Consider the following 20,197-nt stretch of genomic DNA (forward strand, 5'->3'; position numbering starts at 1 on the left):
CGTAGATCCCCTCCGAAATGCGCACGACTCCCTCCAGATCGAGTCTGAAGGGAGTAGGCGCGTAGTCTATAAATTCGATTTCATTTATTGGTCCAGCAGTTTGAAAAGATTGTATACAGCTTGCATCGTCTCTGCGCGGACCGCATTGGATTTCGGGGCGAAGGTTCCGTCCCCGTTACCTTGCATCAAGCCTAAGCTTGCGGCCTGCTTCACGAACTCGGAAGACCAATCGGACAGCTTCGCCTGATCTTTGAAATCGCCAGTCGAGCTTGCTCCCGATTGAGTGCTGTCATTATCCTTGTTCTTGTAATGGAATGCACGGACAATCATGACGGCGATCTCTTCACGGGTGATCGTTGCGTCGGGATTGAAATGGCTGCCGTCTCCGAGAACAAGGCCGGCTTCGCTTGCCGCCGCTACGCTTTGCGCGTACCATGCGTCTTGATCGACGTCCGTGAATGCGGATCGAGCGGTTGTTTCAATGCCGAGCAATCGAACGAGCATGGCTGCGAATTCCGCGCGCGTTGTCTTCGCGTTTGGCGAGAATAGTGTCTCCGACGTTCCATTCACGAGATGCTGAGCCGACATCACCTTCAGGGCTTCATATGCCCAATTCGTGTTTGCGACATCGTCGAACGATCTGTCGTACACCATCAGCGCAATGTTGTTCAAGTTACTGCCGCTTACGACAGCTTGGTCGTTATGCCTATCGATCGCGCCAGGCAGGTACTCCCATACGCCGGTCGTTTCGTTTAATCGGTATGCGCCGAGCAGCAACTCATTGTCCGAGCTTCCTTTATAGTGAAGTGTCAGTTGTCCCGGAAGCTGAGTTCCGTCTAGGGCAACCAGATTGCCTTTACTGTCAATCGCCGAGAACTGCAAGCTCGCGATACCGCCTGCCAGCTGCATCCGAACACCGGGAGGCGTTGGTGCTTGCGAAAGGACTTGGGCTTGTTCGCCGGTCAATGTCCGGATTCCTACAACTAGCTGTGCATTTGGACCGACTGTGGCTGCCATTAGTTTCTCAGCTGCTTGCAGCGTTGCCGCGTTAAGCGTAATCGCGCTTGTTCCTCCCGCAACAATAAGCGAGCTGTTTCCTAGTTTGCTTGCAGCACCCTCAGGAAGCAGGACTTGCTCTTTACCCTGCGGCAAATTAACGTGAATGCCGTCCTTCGGAGGAGATTGCCATTGCTCCGCTGGAATAACGGCTACCGTGTCAGGCAAGGGAGGCGTAGGTGGAACAGGAATCGAGATATATGGAATATCCAGCGTTCTTGCGCTAACGGACAAGCCGTCATTCCAGTTGCCTGCCGCATCCGCTGCTTTGACCTTGAAGTCGTATACCGTGCCGCTAGTTAAGCCGGTTACCGTATAACTATGGACGGAATCCAACACCGTTGCGAGCAGGACATTATTCTGATAGACCCGGTATTGCGTAACGCCTACCTCGTCGTCAGCCGGGCTCCAAGCTAATTGCAAGCCGGTTTGAGAAATGTTGGTCGCTTCAAAAGTTGCTCCTTTGCTCCATACCGGTGCGAGAATGTCGGAATTACCCGGTTCTTCATCTTCATTCAGCGTCGTAGCCGTTGCCGATGGGCCGTCAGTACTCCAGTTGCCTGCCGCGTCCGCCGCTTCTACCTTGAAGTGATATGCCGTGCCGCTCGACAACCCATCTAACGTATATTCGTTTATCGAACCGGCTACCGTCGCGATTGACGTTCCGTCTTGATAGATTTGATATTGCGTGACACCGATATTATCGCTTGCAGTACTCCAAGCCAATTGCAGCCCGGTCTTCGTAATGTTAGCTGCACTTAAGGAAGCTTCCGGCGTCCATACCGGTGCCAAGACATCCGGGTCGCCAGGCTCGGTTGCGCTTAGAGTGCTTGCTGTCACCGATGGTCCGTTCGTGCTCCAATTTTCCGCCGCGTCGACGGCTTCGACTTTGAAGCTATATTCAGTTTCAGGTGTTAATCCTTCTACCGAATAACTTTGAACGTTTCCTGCAACGTTTGCTATAGGAAGACCATTCTGATAGACGCGGTACTGTGTAACGCCTGTCGTATCAACTGCACTGTTCCAATTCAACGTCATGCCGGTGCTTGTCGCGTTCGAAGCGGTTAGGCTTGCATCTGACCAAGCCGGAGCGTCGACATCCCAGACATGGACTTGAAGATTATCGTACTCGGCAGTTCCCTGGAAAGCGAACAATCCGAATTTACCGGAAGCATACGTCGAATCGTTTTTGTCAATGGCAAGTACGCCGTCTAGATAGACTTTGATGTTGGAACCCTTGACGACGACCTTGAGGTGATAGGTCTGATTCAACGCTTTGGTAAAGGAGGTGTACCGAATGATCTCCGCATAAGGTCTCTTCGCCAGCTTAAGTCCGTCATATACGCTCAGGATGACATCATAGCCCTGTGTTCCATTGGCGTTCGTTCTGAAGCTAATGCCCGTGGAGTTTCCGTTAATCAACTTCACGTCCGCGCTATAGATGAAATCCTGTCCTTGCTTGTCGAAGATATTCCAAGCGTCGAACCAGCTGTTGGCCGTCAAATAGTCGACTCTCATACGATCGCCTGCATTGCTCCATACTCCGCCATTCGGAGCCCAGCCGGACGTGTCCCCATCATCGAAGTTTTCCGTGAATGTCTCTGTTCCCGCTACCGTAATCGTTACGGAATTCGAGAATTTCGTGACCCCGTTAAGCTTCACGGTCACCGTAAGGTTCGCCGTTCCGAAGCTCTTCGCGGTTACAGTACCGCTCTCATCTACAGTCGCTACCGCTGCATGATCGCTTGCATAGGTAATTGTTGCGTCTGTAAGATCCGCAGCGGTCCCGTTCGTCATTGTTCCGCTTACCGCAATTGTCGTTATTGCGGCGATATTCATCTGCGGAGTGGAGACCGAAGCCGAAACGCTGTCTAATAGAGCAACAGAATCGTCAATGGTGACGACAAGATCTGCGCTAGTGGAACGCACGGTTGTACCGTTAAGCGTAATATCCGCGTAGATTGTTGCGGTGCCAGCTCCAGTTGCCGTTACTTCACCGTTAGCATCCACGGTCGCGACCGATTCGTCGCTGCTTGCGTAGACATAAGTTGCTGCAGACAAGTCAGCTTCTTCTTCATTGTTCAGCTTACCTGTTGTTCGAAGCTGCGTTGACTGGCCGACAAGCAGGGAGGAATCCGCAAGCGTTGCTGTTGCTTGATCCAACTTAATCGTTGTTTCTGCCTTCAGGTTATCGAACGAAGCTTCGCTCTGGAACGAGAACATGCCGAATTTGCCGAATGTATAGCCGTATACGGTTTCGTTATAATCCATTTTCAAAGCGCCGTTCAAGTACACTTTAATGTTGTCATCCTTAGCTACAATCTTGACATGATACGTCTGATTGTCCGCAAAAGGAGTCTGTACGGTCTTGAAGGCGCGATATGGCCGGCCTGCAAGTTTCAAGCCTTCGTTCTTGTCGAGGATGAGATCGTAGCCCGTCGATCCCGTATCGTTCGTTCGGAAGCTGAGACCGGCCGCTTGACCGTTCTTGAACGTAACGTCTCCGCTGTATACGAAGTCCTTGCCTTGGGCATTCATAATATTCCAGGAATCCCAGCCTGTTGGCTGCGGATTACTCACCTTGGCCTGGCCGTCCTGAACACTCCAGACACCGGGACCGCTCTTTGCCCAACCGACAAGATCTCCATCGTCGAAGTTATCCGCAAAGCCCGTGAATTGGCTTGGATCGATAACCGTAATGCTGATGGAATTCGGAGAAGTTACGGTTACACCGTTAACGGTAACTTCCATCGTTATCGTGGCCGTTCCTGCACCGATAGCCTTCAGCATGCTGCGGCTTTCCGGATCGGCATTGGCCGGATCATGGGTTACGGTAGCTACGCCGGGATTCGAGCTGATGTAATGAATTTGCGTACTTGCCGGCATATAGCCGAGGAACCACCATATGCCATCCTTTAGCTTCGCCCACGGCCATACTTGTACCGTTTCGTTCACCATAAGGTTCATGCTTTCTTTATCGTCTTTGTAATAGATTTCCGCATAGCTCAGATCTTCGGCTTTCATGGCCAGCGAGTTGGATTGCTTGGTAACGCCGTTAATCGTTACCGAAGCGGACACGTTGGCCGTGCCAACTTTTATTGCCTTCAGTAGCTCATGATCCTCCGTAAACACCGTCGGATCACTGATGATGTATTGGCGCAGCGCCGGAACATGCGTGACATCCAGCGTTTCGCCGTTGTCGAACGTCGCAATGACCGGTATTTCTTTCTCCTGCGTCAATAGCATCGTATTCGTCTTGTAACTGGAGATCTTGACGCTGACCAATGAAGGAATCGCCACAGAGCTGGCGCTGTCGTTAGCCAACCCATTATCGAAGCTAACTCGGCCTTGCGCATACAAGCCTGCATGTCCTTCTTCGTAAGTGGAATCGACAATATGGAATACTTTCGTGCCGTCCAGATAACCCATGAGAATCGGACCAGCCGCAATGACCTTTAAAGTATAGGTTCTGTTCATGTTCACGTTCATCGGCTGGGAGTAAAGCACTTTACCTTGGCGTGTAGCCAGTTTCAGTTCGCCTTCGGCGCCTGCTTTGGAATCCAGTACGAAGTCGTAGCCATTCTCGCCGGATTCGTTCGTCCTGAAGCTCAGCCCCGCTGCGCCTTCCTCATTCAGCTTGATGTCCGTGCTGTAGATTAGATCTTCTTGCGTGGCATCGTTAAGCAAGAGATCGCCATCCGCGCTTTGGGCTTCCAGCTTGCCGTTGTCTGCCGTCCATGAATCGCCGTTTAGCGAGCTCCAGTCGGACAGATTAGCGGAATCGAAGTTATTCTCGAAGCTCAGATGCGGGATGTCCACTTGAACCGCGTAAGTGGAGCTGGTCATACCCATGCTGCCTTTCACCCACACCCACTTGGAATCCCCGGAAATTTCCTCACTGTAGTCGCTCGGATCAATCGCGCTTCCATTCACGGTAACCGCCGTGAAAGCAGCGTCCTTGGCGAACGGACCGAAGCGGAACTGAGATCCTTCTATCGCATTCGCTGCAGAGACTCGAAGAGTAGCCTGTTCCGGTTGAACGGAATAATCGTAGGAAACGTCGGTCTGGCCAATGTTCCCGGCGCCGTCGCGATAATGCGCCAGCCAGTTGTTGACTTTTACGCCGTCCCAGCTGCTTGGAATACGCGGCACGATGTTCAAATTAGAGGTGCCTTCCAGTGCGTCGTCCAAGCCCGCCATAACGCGGACGTTCTTCAAGGCGACGATATACTCAACCAAGTTCATGTCTTCATTGGCGCCGCCGTTGCCGATCTCGTTCTGCTCAGCAATTCCGTGATCCGACTTGTTTACTTCACGAACGAGCAGCCAAGGAGAAGTCTCCTGAACGCCTTCGTTGTCGTGAGCGAAGTTCAAATCCGTGCTGTTCCATATCACGTGCTGCAAATTCTTCTTCGCCATATCCATCCGATCGCTCATCAGCATCGATAGGAGAGGCCAGCCTCCGCGTTCAGACAGCACCCCGTAATCGGTACCGAAGCCGCGGTTATGACCGTATAGCTTCCAATCCGCCCAGAAATTTTCTGAGTGGTAATCTAAAGTATTGTTTGTAATTTGACGCCAATCTTCGACCGCGCTGTTGCGCGTATCCGTTGGCGACTTGTAGCCATAGTACAATTCCTCTTGGCTGCCAACGCCGAACCAGCCCGCATTGATCCATGGAGCATCACTGCCATCCGTTTTGGTACCATCTAGCGAATAGCGCCAGGTGTCTTTCTTTATCGTATGGCCAAGCCATGTAAGATCCGTATGCGCAACCAGATTATCGCTCATTCCCTGAGCAAGCAGATCAGCGGAAGCTAACCAGTCCGCCGCTTCGCTGGCATGACCTGTTTTGCTAGCCACCTCAGCACCGGCTAACAAAGTGAAGTAAGCAATGGAGTTGTTGTAGATACCGTAGCCTTTGTTGGTCGTTTCGAGGCCGGTACCTTTGATTAAATGATAGCTATTATTGCTGATTTGATCCTTGTAATAATCCAGTCCATCCTTCATGACCGGCCAAGCCTTGTCCACGTAATCCCCGACATAGTTATCGCCTTTGATTAAATAAGCAATGGTCGAGAATACGAGTCCGGCAGCGCCGTTATCCCCGGTGTAATGATTCGAGGCACTGCGGAATAACGAGGCCTGCTTCGCTTCATCGACATATCCCCATCTGGCCATCTCCAGCATCGCCGGAGCCGAGTCGGCTACCCAGTACAAGAGAGGGAAGATTCCGTTAGGCAGCGAGGAATCGATGAAGCCGGTGCTTTTCTCCGTCATCATGTCCATATGGAAGTACATCGTGTTGTTGACGAGGCGAGTCCAATCCTCTGCCATCTCGTTACCCTTGAATACGACTTTCAGCGAGTCATCGGAGGTTGCGCCTTCCGACACTTCCACGAGGCTCACGAAATCAATAGCGGACCCGGTTGCCGTAGCGATTCTTAAGGAATTCGCTCCATCCGCGATATACGCGGTAACATCCAGATCCGTAATTCTTTCTTTACTCGCTTCTCTCGTGGCTTCGATCGAACCGTTCGCGCCGAAGTCGAAGGTATGGTTGCCTGTCCCGCCGATGAGTCCAGCCAGTAAGTAATATTTCTTTCCGGGAGCAGGGGCCGGTTGATTCCAGTTCAGAACGACCGTTCCCGATGGACTTAGCGAAGTAATAGCCGTCCCGGAAGCCGGCAGGGAGAGACTGGTCGAACTCCCTTTGAATTCGCTGCTTGTTCCCTCGTAGTACCCTGCTTGCCACAACACTTTGGAGGTGTCCCATACGATGTGGCTAATGCGATCCCGCCATACGGAGGAGGGGCCGAGCTCCAGCCAGTGAAGATTGACTCCTTCTCCGTCCGTTGGATCGGCGTCTTCGAATTTCAATTCCACGTAACCATCGGCCCAGAGGGACGGATCCGATAGCGTGAATTCCCAAGGCGTCTGCACGCCGAGTCCACTGTTGCCGGTGTCAAGCAGCGTCTGGCCCTCGGCCGTCAGCTTAATTTCGCCGATCCCTTCCATCACCAGATAGAGAGGAGCCGACTGCGCCGGATCTACGGGAATCTTATAGGAAAAATAAGCGCTTCCATTTGCAACCCGCTTTGTCGCCTTCTTATGCCAGCCGTAACGGGCGAAGTCGGCTACTCCGTTGCCTTGGCTTTCGATCTTAGCTTCCGAGCCGCTATTTTGATCTAAGTATAGTTCTTTTACGACGGAGCCGACCATTCGACTGCCCGACGTATCGGAATTACCCGCATCCGCTCCCGCATAGATCCGGATTTGTCCCGGTTGCGGCGAATCCGAGAAAGATCCGGGCGTTACTTCGGTTGCAGGTACGCTGGCATGGGCAATACCCGCGCCTGTACCCGGAAATGCCGATCCGGATACGATTAATACCGCAAAACAGCCAAGCAATGTTTTCTTTATTCTACTGTTCATGCACCTTCACCCCACTGAAGTCTATTTAATGATGGCTTTACCTTATCACGAACATGAAAGCGCTTTGAATTTCATATGATCGGAATCTGGAGTACAAATTTATCGGTTTCCTCATTGGAGAGAGAAGAAGACGAACCCGTACAAAGTTTCGACCATTATTTCATATCCTTCAAAATGTCGGCAATCGAGCAAATACTGGAAAATGAATCTCCTATTCGACTGAATACCGATGGGCATGTTTAATTACACAAAAAAAGGTCAACCCGTTAATTGGTTGGCCTTTTTTGTGATTGGTTTATAATGGCGGTAGCCAGGTTTGGTTTACCCTAGCGAGTTACATAAGAGCCAACAGGTGCCGTCAAATAGGCGGCCAGCTTGTCCGCGCTTTGCGTGAGCTCTTCATCGGTCAAACGAGGTGCGTGGAACACCATAAACGGCGGAACATACTTCATCTCGGTCAGCAGAACCGTAGCTTGCAGGGGAAGCAGAAGCTGCTCCATCGTGTAGAGGCTTTCGCCATCCGGACGATAGGAATCTTCAGCCCGGCCGACGGAAATAGCCAGCACATATTCTTTGCCCTTGAGTTGATTGCCTGTCCCATAGCCGAAGCCGTAGGTGTATACTTCATCCTGCCATTTCTTAAGCAGCGACGGGGTGCTGTACCAATGGAACGGAAATTGGAACACGATACGGTCATGCTGCAGCAGAAGCTGTTGTTCTTTCTCGACATCGATCATTTCATTCGGATACGTTTGGTATAAGTCATGGACAGTAATTCCGGGCTCTTGCTCGAGACGTTCTTTCCACGCCCGGTTAACGCGGGATTCTTGCATTTTAGGATGTGCGACAATCACAAGTGTTCTCATGGTGACGTAACTCCTCTGTAAGAAAATGATATAGGGATTATAGCATACTTCCTATCTACAATAACAAAGAGCCGCAGCAGCGGCTCCTGGATGCCTACCCTATGACAAGCCGGCGTTTATACCAATCCGATATAAATCTCCGTTCTATACTGGAAGCTAACGATGCCATCCTGTTGATGCTTGTTAAATAACGCTTCCAGCTCCTCCATGTAAGGCTTATAGCTAGGCGAACCCGGAAGCGGGACATAAGAGGAGGAGAGAGTCCGGCCGATAAGCCCTTCCAGATCAAACAATTGCTTGTTCGCAAATTCCGCTTTCTTATAGCTTCCATCCCGGAAGAAGGAGGCAAAGTCCTCGTGATGAAGAAGCCTATGGTTCACCTCTTTGTAATCCGGTGCGTAATGTAAGAGAAGTTGATCGTAATCCGCACCAAAAGGATCGTCGACCAGACGCGTGTTCCAGATCAGCGCTACGCTGCCGTCAGCGCGCAGGATGCGCCGAAATTCAAGCCTGGTCGATTCCGGCTCGAACCAATGGAATGCCTGCGCGGATACAATGCAATCCACCGAGCCGTCCCCCAGTTTGGTTGCTTCCGCCGAACCCTCGACGGACCGATAGCGATCATGGCCGCCAAGCTGATCCTCTGCCGCAAGCCGCATTTCGGTATTGGGCTCCACGGCCACCACGGTACTGCCCCGCTCAAGCAGCAACCGGGAGAAAATCCCCGTACCTGAGCCGATATCAGCGACGATACAAGCGGACGGCGCCAGAGCCGCCTCCTCATAGATGAAGTCCAAAGCAGCAGCCGGATAACTGGGTCGATACTTCACGTATTGCTCCACGCGATCTGAGAACCGTTTCGTATTATCCTTCATAGACGAATCCCTCTCTCCTCTTACATGCATTTGCTAATGTTCAAATGATCCTCCACCGTTCGATTAAACCGTTCCAGCAGTTCACCGAACTGGGTGGATTCTTCCTCTGTCCAATCTTTCAGCACATCGGTAAAGAAGGTCTGGCGCAGCTGCCTCACTTTAAGCAGCATCTCACTGCCGGCAGACGTGACTTGGAGCAGGCTGACCCGGGCATCCTTCGGATCCACGGTTCGCTCCACATACCCCTTCGCTTCAAGCGAAGCGGTCTGCCGGCTGGCTGTCGAAATATCCAATTGAAAGGTGTCGGCAAGCGCCTTAATACCAAGCGGTCCATGGTCGAACAGCCGTCTTAGCAATAAATAAGTAGAGCGATCGAGCCCGGTATTGGTAAAATAAGCGATACGGGCAGCTTCGGCCCGGCGCACAAAAATAGCCATTTGGTGCTCGATGCGATGCAGATTGTCTGGATCTATGTTCATGTTGGAATCACCGTTTCTGTGGTTTGTGAATCGTGTTTATCTCAGCATATCGCTTCAATTTGCACCGTGCAAGTGGAAGAGATAGACCGATTGACAGCTATTAAATACCTTGTATAATTACGAATAGACATAGTTGCATGATACAACTATACACCAGTACGTAATAAATTTCACATGCAATTACGTGAAAGGAACGCTGTAATCATGGAAAATGAAACTCAGTCGGAGTTTGTTGCGTTAAACCATATAGGACATTCGCCATCGGCCGTCGGCACACTGGTTCGACTTAAGGTATTTCAAGTTGCAGGCCGGCACAAGCAGCTGAAACAAGTGAATCATGCCATATCGGCGATGGATCGGGTATGGCAAGACGGAGCTGTTCAGAGCGGCGCTGTTCTGCGAGGTACTCGGGGGAAACATGTCGTTTCGCTTGCGCTTGTCGATGCACAGGCGGAGGAAGCTTCGGGTCCGAATCGGTATACGGTAGAGTACAGCGATCATATCGCAGCGCAGCCATCCTCTAAGTCAAAGCAAGGTCAAGGAACCGCACGTTTGTATTTCTTAAATATCGTACAGCTTGCGCCGGGCAAACGAGAAGTCATGATCAGGAATTTCGAACGCACGATGCCGTATGTACGCAAGCAGCCTGGATATATCTCGACGAATTTATTGGTCAGCCGCGATAATCGGCTGGCTATTCATGTCGGCCAATTCGAGAGCAGGCGTCATTTTCAAGCGATTTTTCGCAAGCAAGAGGTGCTTCGCGCCTTTGGCCGAGGGCTTGCGCCGGGCATGATGGCGACGATTTGCGGCGTGCTTCCCAAGCCGCCCAGTTTGCATTTGTTTGAACTCGCCCATGTGGTCGGATCAACGGAACACAATTTGCTCAACTAACAGTGATATAACTACAAGGAACGTCCGGTGCAAGAGCAAGGGCTTGCTGCCGGGGAAGGAGTTGTTGAAGGTGTCTCCATTGATGAGACTGCTTAATCGCAGATTTTTTTACTTTACAATCATACTCTTGGTGAAGGGTATTCTGGCCTGGTCGGTCGTGTTTGACGAAGGGCCTTCCTGGATGACGCTCGTAACGGAAATTCCGTTCTTCTGGGTGGTATTCTGTCTAATCGAATGGTTAGCGGGCAAACGGAAGATGCTGTACTATATGATCGTCAATTTATTGCTAACGCTGCTCTACTTTACTGTACTCATGTACTACAAATATTATGGCATTATTGTTACGTATCACGCGCTTGCCCAGGCTGGTAAAGTCGCGCAGGTTGGAGAAAGTACGTACTCGCTGCTTGATCCGTACTACTTATTTATTTTCCTCGATATCGCCGTGTTGGCCTTTATCTTATGGAGACCGAAGCATAAACATATTCAGCAGCGCGTCAGCATGAGACCTGTGAGGAAAACAGGCATAACCATCATGTTCATCGTGTCTTCGCTGCTCTGTTTGCTGAATATTTGGCCGAACCGCGCCAGCATGAATGAGAACAAGCAGGCTGAAGAGATGGGGCTGCTCAATTACGAGATCTACACCATCTTCGCCGATAGCCGCAAAGACGACGAAACCGTGCCGATGGCGGACATTACGCAGAGCGCGATCGATGAGCTGAAAGGCACGGTGCAGCCGCAGCCACAGCCGCAATATTTTGGCGCGAATAAAGGAAAGAACCTGATCATCGTGCAGATGGAGTCCTTCCAGGATTTCTTGATTGGCCTCAAGGTTAACGGTCAAGAAGTAACGCCGAACATCAACAAGCTGGCGCAGGAGAACATGCACTTTAATCATTTCTACACGATGGTCGGTCAAGGAACCACTTCGGATGCCGAGTATGTGGTAAATACGTCGCTTTACGTGCCTCAGCATGAAGCAGCAACCGATCACAACGTGGATAAGGCGCTGCCAAGCTTGCCGAAGCTTCTGCATGCGAATGGCTACACGACTGCGACGTTCCATACGAACGATGTCTCGTTCTGGAATCGGACGGAGCTGTACAAGGCGATCGGCTGGGATCGTTATTATGACAAATCCTTCTACGGCGACGAGGATCATATTGCCTTCGGTTCGTCGGATGAAGTGCTTTATAAGAAGACGATTGATGAGCTGGTGAAGCTGGATCAAGGCGAACAGCCTTTCTACGCTCAGATCATTTCGATGAGCGCCCACCATCCGTTCAACCTGCCGGAAGAGAAGTACAAAATGGATTTGCCGGAAGAGTTCGACGACACCATCGTCGGTAACTATATTCATGCCCAGAACTATGCCGATTACGCGCTCGGACAATTCATCGACGATTTGAAACAGCGCGGGATATGGGATGACAGTGTCATTTTGTTCTACGGAGACCATCAAGGCTTGTCCTTGTACTCGCTTGACCGCGACGAGAAGAGTTTGGTGGCCGGCATGATTGGCCATGAATACGGGTATACCGATATGTTCCGTATTCCGCTCATTCTTCACGCACCCGGCGTGACGACGCCTTCCGTTCGCGAACAAACCGGCGGTCAGATCGATATTCTGCCGACGGCTGCGAATTTGCTGGGGGTATCGTTAAGCAATCAGATTTATTTTGGCCAAGATTTGTTGAATCAGAGCTCCAACATGCTGCCGATGCGCCATTTCTTGCCGTCGGGCTCCGTAATTACGGACGATGATATGTTCCTGCCGGGCATTGATTATACGGATGGTACGAACTATTCGCTTCGCGATAACAGCGAGACCGAGCATGGTGAAGGCGCTACGGAGGATCAATACAATCGAACGTTGAAACTGCTGAGTTTGTCTGACAGCTATGTCAGCCAACTTCCGAACAAAGATGAATAATGCACTTATCTACAATAAAGCCGCAAGCATGATGCTTGCGGCTTTTTATCCTTTAATAAGGATCTGCTTCGTGCCCCGTTTGCTTCGCCTGATCGACGGCCTTCTCCGGCCGCGATTGTCCGCTTGCGATGTTTCGGCCATCTGATTGCTGCAGCCCTTCCGCAACGCGCTGCCCGTAGCCGGCATCCGCCTCCGTGAAATATCCGACCATGCGCGAGCGGATATCCTCCTTGCACACCGACAGCGCGCCGACCAGATTATCGATCAGCTCATCCTGCTCCCAGCTCTCGAAGGCGCGGAACGTATCGCCGGCTTGTTTGAAATCGTTGGTCCGCTCGAGCTTCTGCCGGGTCAGCTTCGCATCGTAATGCGGTTCATGGTCTTTGCCGCTGCGCGCCGCCTCCTGCAATCCGCCCATGGAGGATGGCTCGTAGTTCACATGCGGATTTTGCCCGGCCGAGCGGTCGGGACGATACTGCATTTGGCCGCCGCTCTGATTGGTTGCCACATGCGTCTGAGGTGCATTGACAGGCAGCTGTAAGTAGTTGGTTCCCACACGGTGACGCTGCGTATCGGAGTAGGAGAATGTGCGGCCCTGCAGCAGTTTGTCGTCGGAGAAATCCAAGCCGTCCACAAGTACGCCTGTCCCGAAGGCCGCTTGCTCCACTTCGGTGAAATAGTCGTCGGGATTGCGGTTCAGCGTCATTTTGCCAACGGGTAGAAAAGGGAACTGCTCCGGCGGCCACAGCTTGGTCGGATCAAGCGGGTCAAAATCCAGCTCCGGATGCTCGTCATCCGTCATCAGCTGCACGCACAGCTCCCATTCGGGATAATCCCCGGCTTCGATAGCTTGATACAAATCGAGCGTGGCATGGTTGAAATTCATCCCTTGAATCTCGTTCGCTTCTCGCTGCAGCAGGTTCTTAATCCCTTGCCCCAGCGGCTCCCAGTGATATTTCACGAGCATCGCTTCGCCGTCTTGATTGACCCATTTGTATGTATTAACACCCGAGCCCTGCATTTGCCTATAGTTGGCGGGAATGCCCCAGGGGGAGAATAGGAACGTGATCATATGGGTCGCTTCCGGCGACAACGATACAAAGTCGAAGAAGCGCTGCATATCCTGCACATTCGTGAGCGGATCCGGCTTAAACGCATGCACCATATCCGGGAACTTCAGCGGATCGCGGATGAAGAAAATTTTCAGGTTGTTGCCGACCATGTCCCAATTGCCGTCTTCGGTATAGAACTTAACCGCGAAGCCGCGTGGGTCGCGAAGCGTCTCCGGTGAATGGTTCCCATGAATGACAGTGGAGAATCGAACGAATACCGGCGTCTGTTTGCCGGCCTCCTGCAGCAGCTTGGCGCGCGTATACTTCGAGACCGGCTCATTGCCGGCTTTGCCGTAGGCTTCGAAGATGCCATGGGCGCCGGCGCCGCGAGCATGAACGACACGCTCAGGAATGCGCTCCCGGTCAAAGTGGGTGATTTTCTCGATAAAATGATAGTTCTCCAAAGTGCTCGGTCCACGGCTGCCAACCGTTCGTATATTTTGATTGTCCGTCACGGGATGGCCCTGCCGGGTCGTGAGCGTTTGATCTGTATCCTTCTCCAATGCCAGGCTCCTTTCGCAGGTAAATGTGAACTTCAATGGTATTGTTGCCCAGCATGTAGTTCCTGATTCAGATTGAAGTGCAGGCAGACTCGCTAATTTTGGAAGCGGGATAGGAGGGGATGAGCGTTGACAGTGAGGGTAGAGTCGTCTAGAATACATACCCATAGGGGTATATATCGGAAGTCATAAGGGAGGATTACGATACAATGGGATTTCAAGCGGCCAAAGAAATGACACCGCAAGAGGTGGAGGAGCGCCTCGGATCAGGTGAGGGTTTATATATGCTGGATGTCCGTGAGCCTGCGGAGTGGGCAGCCGGCCATCTGGCAGGCGCCGTCCACATTCCGCTCGGGCAGCTGATCGAGCGAGTGAATGAACTGGATGCCAAGCGTGAGATCATCGTGATGTGCAGAGGCGGCGGCAGAAGCGGATTAGCTTGCGAGCTGCTTGGCGAGAGAGGGTTCTCCGTTGTGAATATGACAGGCGGTTTATTGAACTGGACAGGCGAGCTGACAGGAGAATAGCAGGGGGTAGAGGAATTGGAGATCGCGATTAACGTCTTATTCGTTGTCGTTGTGGTGTGGTTCGGGTATTCGAAATTCGGCAAAGTAAAAGGACTTCGCACGCTGCAAGCCGCGGATTTCCGCCGGGAGCTTGAAGCGGGGGCGCCTGATATGCTGCTGATTGACGTGCGGGAAACGGGAGAGTTCAAGAGCGGCTACATTCCGGGAGCGCGGAACATTCCGTTATCCCAGCTCGGGTCGCGGCTTGAAGAACTGCCGAAGGATAAGAAGCTTCTTCTGTACTGCCGAAGCGGCATGCGCAGCAAGACGGCGGCAAGGCAGTTAGCCCGCGGCGGCTACTCGCAATTAGCTCATCTGCAGGGCGGACTTGGCGCGTGGAGCGGGAAGCTTGTTCAATAAGTTATTGTGTAAGGCTTGTTTGCAGCGACGGATTGATGCTGAGAACGGGCCCTTTTACATACGGAATAAGGGTTAACGACACACTAGTGAGCAGGAGTCCGTGCGATGATGACAAAATCTAACGTTGACGTTAACGTTATAGGAGGAGTAAGATGAAATCAAATGAACCGCTTAAATCGACGAAAGGGAGGAGGAATACGATGGGAGAACGATATAAGATCGATGATGTGGCCAAAGAGAGCGGTCTGACGAAACGTACGATCCGCTATTACGAGGAGATCGGCGTGCTGCCGCCGCCGGAGCGGACGGAGGGCGGGACGCGTTTGTATGCGCGCATGCACATCGAACGGTTGAAGCAGATCATCAATGCAAGAGATGTACTCGGCTTCTCCCTGCAGGAAATTATCGATTTTGTCGCCATACGCGAAGAGCTTATCCAGCACGGCGATGCTTACAGGAAAGCCGAGGAAGCGGAGCAGAAGCGGGAGCAGCTTCTGGAAGCGGGGCGGATGGTCGATAGGCAATTGCAAATGATCGATTATAAGCTCGAGAAAATGAAGGAATTCCGCAAGGAAATAGAACAACTAAAGAAGCGCGTAAACGTCGCGCTGGATCAAATGACTACGCAGAAAGAAGGAGTATAAGTGTCAACACCAAATACAGCACGTAAAGCCGCGCCGCAAGCCCCTTTGCAGCCTAGTGCACCGAAGAGCAACTCCATGTTCAACCAGCCGATTGCCGTGTGGGCAATCGCTTTTGCAAGTATCATCGCTTTTATGGGATTGGGTCTGGTTGATCCGATACTACCCATGATGAAGGATCAGCTGCATGCCTCCGACAGTCAGCTGACCCTGCTGTTTACGAGCTATAACGCGGTTATGGCCGTTGCCATGCTGATTACCGGCGTTATCTCTTCCCGGCTTGGCATTAAGCGAATGCTGCTTGCCGGTATCGTACTAATCGCAGTGTTCTCTGCGCTAGCGGGTAGTGCGGACAATGTAATGGAAATCGTATGGCTTCGCGCCGGATGGGGACTGGGTAATGCTTTCTTCGTCGCAACCGCGTTGTCCGCCATCGTTTCGTTATCCCGCGTTGGCGTTGGTAAATCGATCATCTTGTTCGAAGTAGCAGTCGGACTGGGGATATCGGTAGGTCCGTTGCTCGGAGGAGAGCTCGGCGCGATTTCGTGGCGGAGCCCGTTCTATGGCGTTGCCGGTTTGATGGTTCTGGCGTTCTGCCTTATCCTGTTCATGATGCCGAAGGCGAAGACGTCTGCCGTTGTGACACCGATTAAGAAAAAAGCTTCCTTGCTGGATCCATTCCGCGCACTCAAACATCGCGCGCTGCTGATTTTTGGAATCTCAGCTGCACTTTATAACTTCGGATTCTTCACGTTGCTTGTCTATGCGGCGCTTGTGCTCGGCCACCTGCATCACGTTGATGTACACGGGCTTGGTTACGTCTTCCTCGGATGGGGACTGCTGCTCGCATTTACGTCCGTCGTTACGGCTCCGAAATTGCAAAAGCGTTACGGTACAGTGAAATCGATGTGCGTGCAGCTTCTTCTCTTCGCCATAACGTTGTTCGTAATGGGTTACTGGACTACGGACAAAACAGTCGTAATCGCGATGGTAATCTTGGCCGGCGCCTTCTTGGGCAATAATAATACGCTCATCACTACAGCGGTTATGAACGCTGCTCCGGTTGAACGTCCGACAGCTTCAGCCGCATACAGCTTCCTGCGTTTCATCGGCGGTGCGCTTGCACCTTACTACGCGGTTAAATTCGCGGAGTGGTTTGACTTCCACGCGCCATTCTACATCGGCGGCGGGTTTGTCGTGCTGGCGGTTATCGTCATCTGGCTGAACCGCAAACACTTGAAGCATGTGGATGAGGCAGAAGCCCATTAATAGCAGAGCATATATCCTTTTTTTTGGCTCTAAATATAACGTTAACGTTAGTGTTATATTATTGTGTGCAATGAGTAATGGAGTAAACCCCGTTATCGACTCCGAGGAGTCGGTGCCGGGGGGTTTTTCGTTTATGAGGTATTAACGGCTATGCCGCTAACAGTATTTTTCTAAGGGAGGCTAAGAGAGGTATCAGTTACCGTACAGTGAGTGAAATCACAGGAAATCGTCTCAAGAGAGGAATCAGTTACCGCACAGTGAGTGAAACCGCGGGAAATCGTCTCGAGAGAGGTACCAGTTACCGCACATGGAGCGAAATCACGACATTGCGCGTTACAGCCCATTACGGGGCTATAGCTGCCATCGCCGCCCCTCTTTATTCACCACCTCCCGCCCAGCCGCAAGCTGCCATAAAGAGGGTTTTCTGGGTATCATGTCGAATGATGTCACCACAGATTTATTGTGGAGGTCGACATGAAGAGAACAGCATCGTCAGGCACGCTGGCTTATACGTTATTTACGTTAGAATCCAACCCTTCACAGCGCAGATTTGCTTTCATCATTGGTGCGATAATAGCGCTTGCCTCGCTTGCTTCCCTACCGTTTGCGCATATAACGTTACCCAATAATAACGCGTTCTTATCCGCATTATGCTCATCCGTGATCTGCTTCGAACTCATTACGGTATTTGTCCTGTACAGCCAGTTTAAAGTCAGCCGTTTCCCGTCCATTCTCATCTTGGCGGGAGGCTACTTCTACTCGGCTTGCATGACGATTCTTTATTTGTTTTCTTTTCCGGGTATCCTGCCGCCTAATGGTTTCGGCCCCGGCCCTATCGGTCCCGGTCCGCAGCCGGGAATGGAGCATGGCCCCGAGCCTATGTTCTTGATCGGCGGCAATCAGTCAGCCGAATATATTTATGCCCTCTGGCATCTGGGTTTTCCCATCGCGATTCTGCTTCATATGGCTGCCGAGGTCAAGTACAAGCAGGTGCGCCTTAGCAATCAAACCGCGCGGTTGATGACTATAATAACGGGGACAGCTGTACTTGCAGCGGTAGCCGTGATCGGGTATGTGTCGCTTGCCTTGCACGACAAGCTTCCCATTCTCATGGATCATGGCCGCATCACGCCGCTCGCCATGTATGGCTTCGGCCTGCCTACGCTGTTGATTAGCTTGCTTGCGCTGGCTCTCTACTACTTCATGACCAAAGGCAGCACCGTTACCTCTTCCTGGCTGTGCGTCGCGCTGCTTGCAACCGTGCTGGATGTCGGCATCAACATGAGCGGCGGAAATCGATTCAGTATAGGCTGGTACGTCTCCAAGCTGGATACCTTCATCTGCGCGAACATCGTATTGGCGGGGATGATCTACGAGTTTACGAAAATGTATTACAAAATGACAGAGCTCTACACCCAAGTAACGGACAGCGAGAGCCGCTACAAAACCCTCTTCGCGAAGAGCCGCGAGGGGGAGCAGAAAATCGCCGAGCAGAACAAAATCATCGAACGGATGCTGGAATCCAGCCACGAATCGATTGCGATGTGCGACAGCGACGGGCGTGTCGTCTTCGTCAATCGCAGATTCAAAACGATGTTCGGACGGGAGCTCTCCGTCGGACAGTCGCTGGCGATTTATTGCAAAGAGATGCGGGCTGATTACGGCAGCCTTGGCGATCAGATCAAGCAATATTTTGAGCAGCGGCTGCAGCCGTTCCGGGAGCGGGTGGCTTTCCATAAGGAAGGCGGCGAAATGCGGCATTACGAATGTTATGTCAGCCCGATCATCAGCAAGGATGGCGGACTGCTGCATGGCCATCTCTTCACGTTCGGCGACCGCACGGACGAAGAACGCAAAGCGCATTACGACGATCTGACCGGCCTGCCGAATCGCAGATACATCAATGAGCGGCTGCGGATCGCGATGCGAAGAGCGGCGGAGGCAGAGACTTCTTTTGCCGTCTTCTTCATGGATCTGGATGGCTTCAAGCGCGTCAACGATACGCTCGGTCATGAGATGGGCGACCGACTGCTGCAGGAGGTAGCGATCCTTTTGAAGGATGGGATGGGCGGCTACGGCACCTGCGCCCGCTGGGCAGGCGATGAGTTTGTCGTGCTGGTGGACGAAGCGGTGGGCGACATCCGGCCGGAAGAGCTGGCCCTTGATCTCATTCGCGCAATTCGTCAGCTGGATATTGTAGACGGCAAACGAATTCAAATTTCAGCGAGTATCGGAATCGCGATCTATCCGGATGACACCATGGACGGGACTAAACTGCTCCAATACGCGGATCAAGCGATGTACGAGGCCAAAACAAAAGGCAGAGGCACGTTCTGTTTCTACACCGCATCCGCCGCAAGCAGCAACAAGCAGCATCCCGAAGCCGGCTCAGCTAAACGGACGATATAGCAGCAGCAATCGAAAACTCCCTCAGGGAGTTTTTATTTTATACCGGACCTATCCGCCAGCCTATCCGCGATCTCGGAATCGTCTAAATTTTACCCCTTTATGCTAAAGCAATCGGCACTGGGATTAGCTATGATGAGGAGAGGAGCGTGGAAGATTCTAGGGGAGCAGAGGTGGGCCGTAACATGGACACAAATGAGCGGCAAGTCTACGAATGCAAGCAAATCAGCGAGACGAACGGCATCGATAGCGAATGGATGCTATTACGCGATACGGTAAGCGGGGACGCGCCGACAGAATGGACGAAGGTCCGCTGCGGGTGGACGGCAGACGCGCTGTTGATTCAGTTCCTCTGCGAGGATGGGCATATCGTTTCCGGCTACAGCGAGCGCGATGAGCCGCTGTATAACCAGGACGTGGTAGAAGTATTTATCGATGAGGATGGCAGAGGCACCCATTACATAGAGCTGGAGGTCAGTCCCCGCAACGTCGTATTCGATGCGCGGATTACCAATGACGGCAGCGGTTCGGTTGGGATCGATAAGGACTGGGACATCGAAGGACTGCATACGGCAGTGAGCGAGGTTCAATCTGGGCAATGGAGGTACGACATCCGAATCCCCGCGAATACGTTCAAGCAGCCGCTTGAAGCCGGAATTCGCTGGCGGGTGAATTTCTATCGGATCGACGAACGACGGGACGGCATCCGGGAGTATCAAGCCTGGCAGCCGACCGGATTGGTTAATTTTCATAAGCCGCAGCGATTTGGCACGCTTGTACTCATTTAATCCAAGGAGGAAGT

13 protein-coding genes are annotated in these 20,197 nt (G+C 52.1%); 8 read left to right on the top strand and 5 right to left on the bottom strand.

The window, feature by feature from the left end; genetic code table 11:
* Positions 1–84 precede the first annotated feature (84 nt).
* The 4 genes from BM412_RS26975 to BM412_RS26990 all read right to left on the bottom strand — a co-directional run bounded on the left by BM412_RS26975 (position 85) and on the right by BM412_RS26990 (position 9,711).
* Positions 85–7,491, bottom strand: coding sequence for a fibronectin type III domain-containing protein (locus BM412_RS26975; RefSeq protein ID WP_091224801.1), 7,407 nt, complete (start codon positions 7,489–7,491; stop codon positions 85–87).
* A 326-nt stretch (positions 7,492–7,817) separates the two neighbouring features.
* Positions 7,818–8,357: an NAD(P)H-dependent oxidoreductase gene (locus BM412_RS26980; RefSeq protein ID WP_091224802.1), complete on the bottom strand. Its 540-nt coding sequence runs from the start codon at positions 8,355–8,357 to the stop codon at positions 7,818–7,820.
* A gap of 116 nt (positions 8,358–8,473) precedes the next feature.
* Positions 8,474–9,232, bottom strand: coding sequence for a class I SAM-dependent methyltransferase (locus BM412_RS26985; protein ID WP_091224803.1), 759 nt, complete (start codon positions 9,230–9,232; stop codon positions 8,474–8,476).
* 20 nt (positions 9,233–9,252) lie between these two features.
* Positions 9,253–9,711, bottom strand: coding sequence for a MarR family winged helix-turn-helix transcriptional regulator (locus BM412_RS26990; protein WP_091224804.1), 459 nt, complete (start codon positions 9,709–9,711; stop codon positions 9,253–9,255).
* Positions 9,712–9,915: 204 nt separating this feature from the next.
* On the opposite strand from BM412_RS26990, the gene BM412_RS26995 reads away from it, so the two are divergent.
* Both BM412_RS26995 and BM412_RS27000 read left to right on the top strand, forming a co-directional pair.
* Entirely contained in the window at positions 9,916–10,605 is a 690-nt protein-coding gene (locus tag BM412_RS26995) for an antibiotic biosynthesis monooxygenase family protein (protein WP_091224805.1), read from the top strand.
* 82 nt (positions 10,606–10,687) lie between these two features.
* The gene (locus BM412_RS27000; protein ID WP_091224806.1) at positions 10,688–12,541 is read left to right on the top strand and encodes an LTA synthase family protein; all 1,854 of its coding nucleotides are present in this window, start codon (positions 10,688–10,690) and stop codon (positions 12,539–12,541) included.
* 52 nt (positions 12,542–12,593) lie between these two features.
* Here the strand turns inward: BM412_RS27000 and BM412_RS27005 are convergent, their stop codons facing one another.
* Positions 12,594–14,162, bottom strand: coding sequence for a catalase (locus BM412_RS27005; RefSeq protein ID WP_371264867.1), 1,569 nt, complete (start codon positions 14,160–14,162; stop codon positions 12,594–12,596).
* 200 nt (positions 14,163–14,362) lie between these two features.
* Between BM412_RS27005 and BM412_RS27010 the strand changes: the two genes are divergently transcribed.
* The 6 genes from BM412_RS27010 to BM412_RS27035 all read left to right on the top strand — a co-directional run bounded on the left by BM412_RS27010 (position 14,363) and on the right by BM412_RS27035 (position 20,183).
* Positions 14,363–14,680, top strand: a complete 318-nt coding sequence (locus tag BM412_RS27010; RefSeq protein WP_091224808.1) for a rhodanese-like domain-containing protein — start codon at positions 14,363–14,365, stop codon at positions 14,678–14,680.
* 15 nt (positions 14,681–14,695) lie between these two features.
* Positions 14,696–15,079, top strand: coding sequence for a rhodanese-like domain-containing protein (locus BM412_RS27015; RefSeq protein WP_091224809.1), 384 nt, complete (start codon positions 14,696–14,698; stop codon positions 15,077–15,079).
* A 152-nt stretch (positions 15,080–15,231) separates the two neighbouring features.
* Positions 15,232–15,723, top strand: a complete 492-nt coding sequence (locus BM412_RS27020; RefSeq protein ID WP_256256613.1) for a MerR family transcriptional regulator — start codon at positions 15,232–15,234, stop codon at positions 15,721–15,723.
* Positions 15,724–15,798: 75 nt separating this feature from the next.
* On the top strand, positions 15,799–16,989 hold the full coding sequence (locus BM412_RS27025; protein WP_091225077.1) for an MFS transporter: 1,191 nt from the start codon (positions 15,799–15,801) through the stop codon (positions 16,987–16,989).
* A gap of 474 nt (positions 16,990–17,463) precedes the next feature.
* Positions 17,464–19,398: a diguanylate cyclase domain-containing protein gene (locus BM412_RS27030; RefSeq protein ID WP_091224810.1), complete on the top strand. Its 1,935-nt coding sequence runs from the start codon at positions 17,464–17,466 to the stop codon at positions 19,396–19,398.
* Between the two features lie 182 nt (positions 19,399–19,580).
* Positions 19,581–20,183 (top strand): carbohydrate-binding family 9-like protein, encoded by a 603-nt coding sequence (locus BM412_RS27035; protein ID WP_091224811.1) that lies wholly within the window; start codon positions 19,581–19,583, stop codon positions 20,181–20,183.
* Positions 20,184–20,197 lie beyond the last annotated feature (14 nt).

The sequence above is a fragment of the Paenibacillus sp. BC26 genome (assembly GCF_900116125.1).
Taxonomy (GTDB): Bacteria; Bacillota; Bacilli; order Paenibacillales; family Paenibacillaceae; genus Paenibacillus_Z; species Paenibacillus_Z lignilyticus.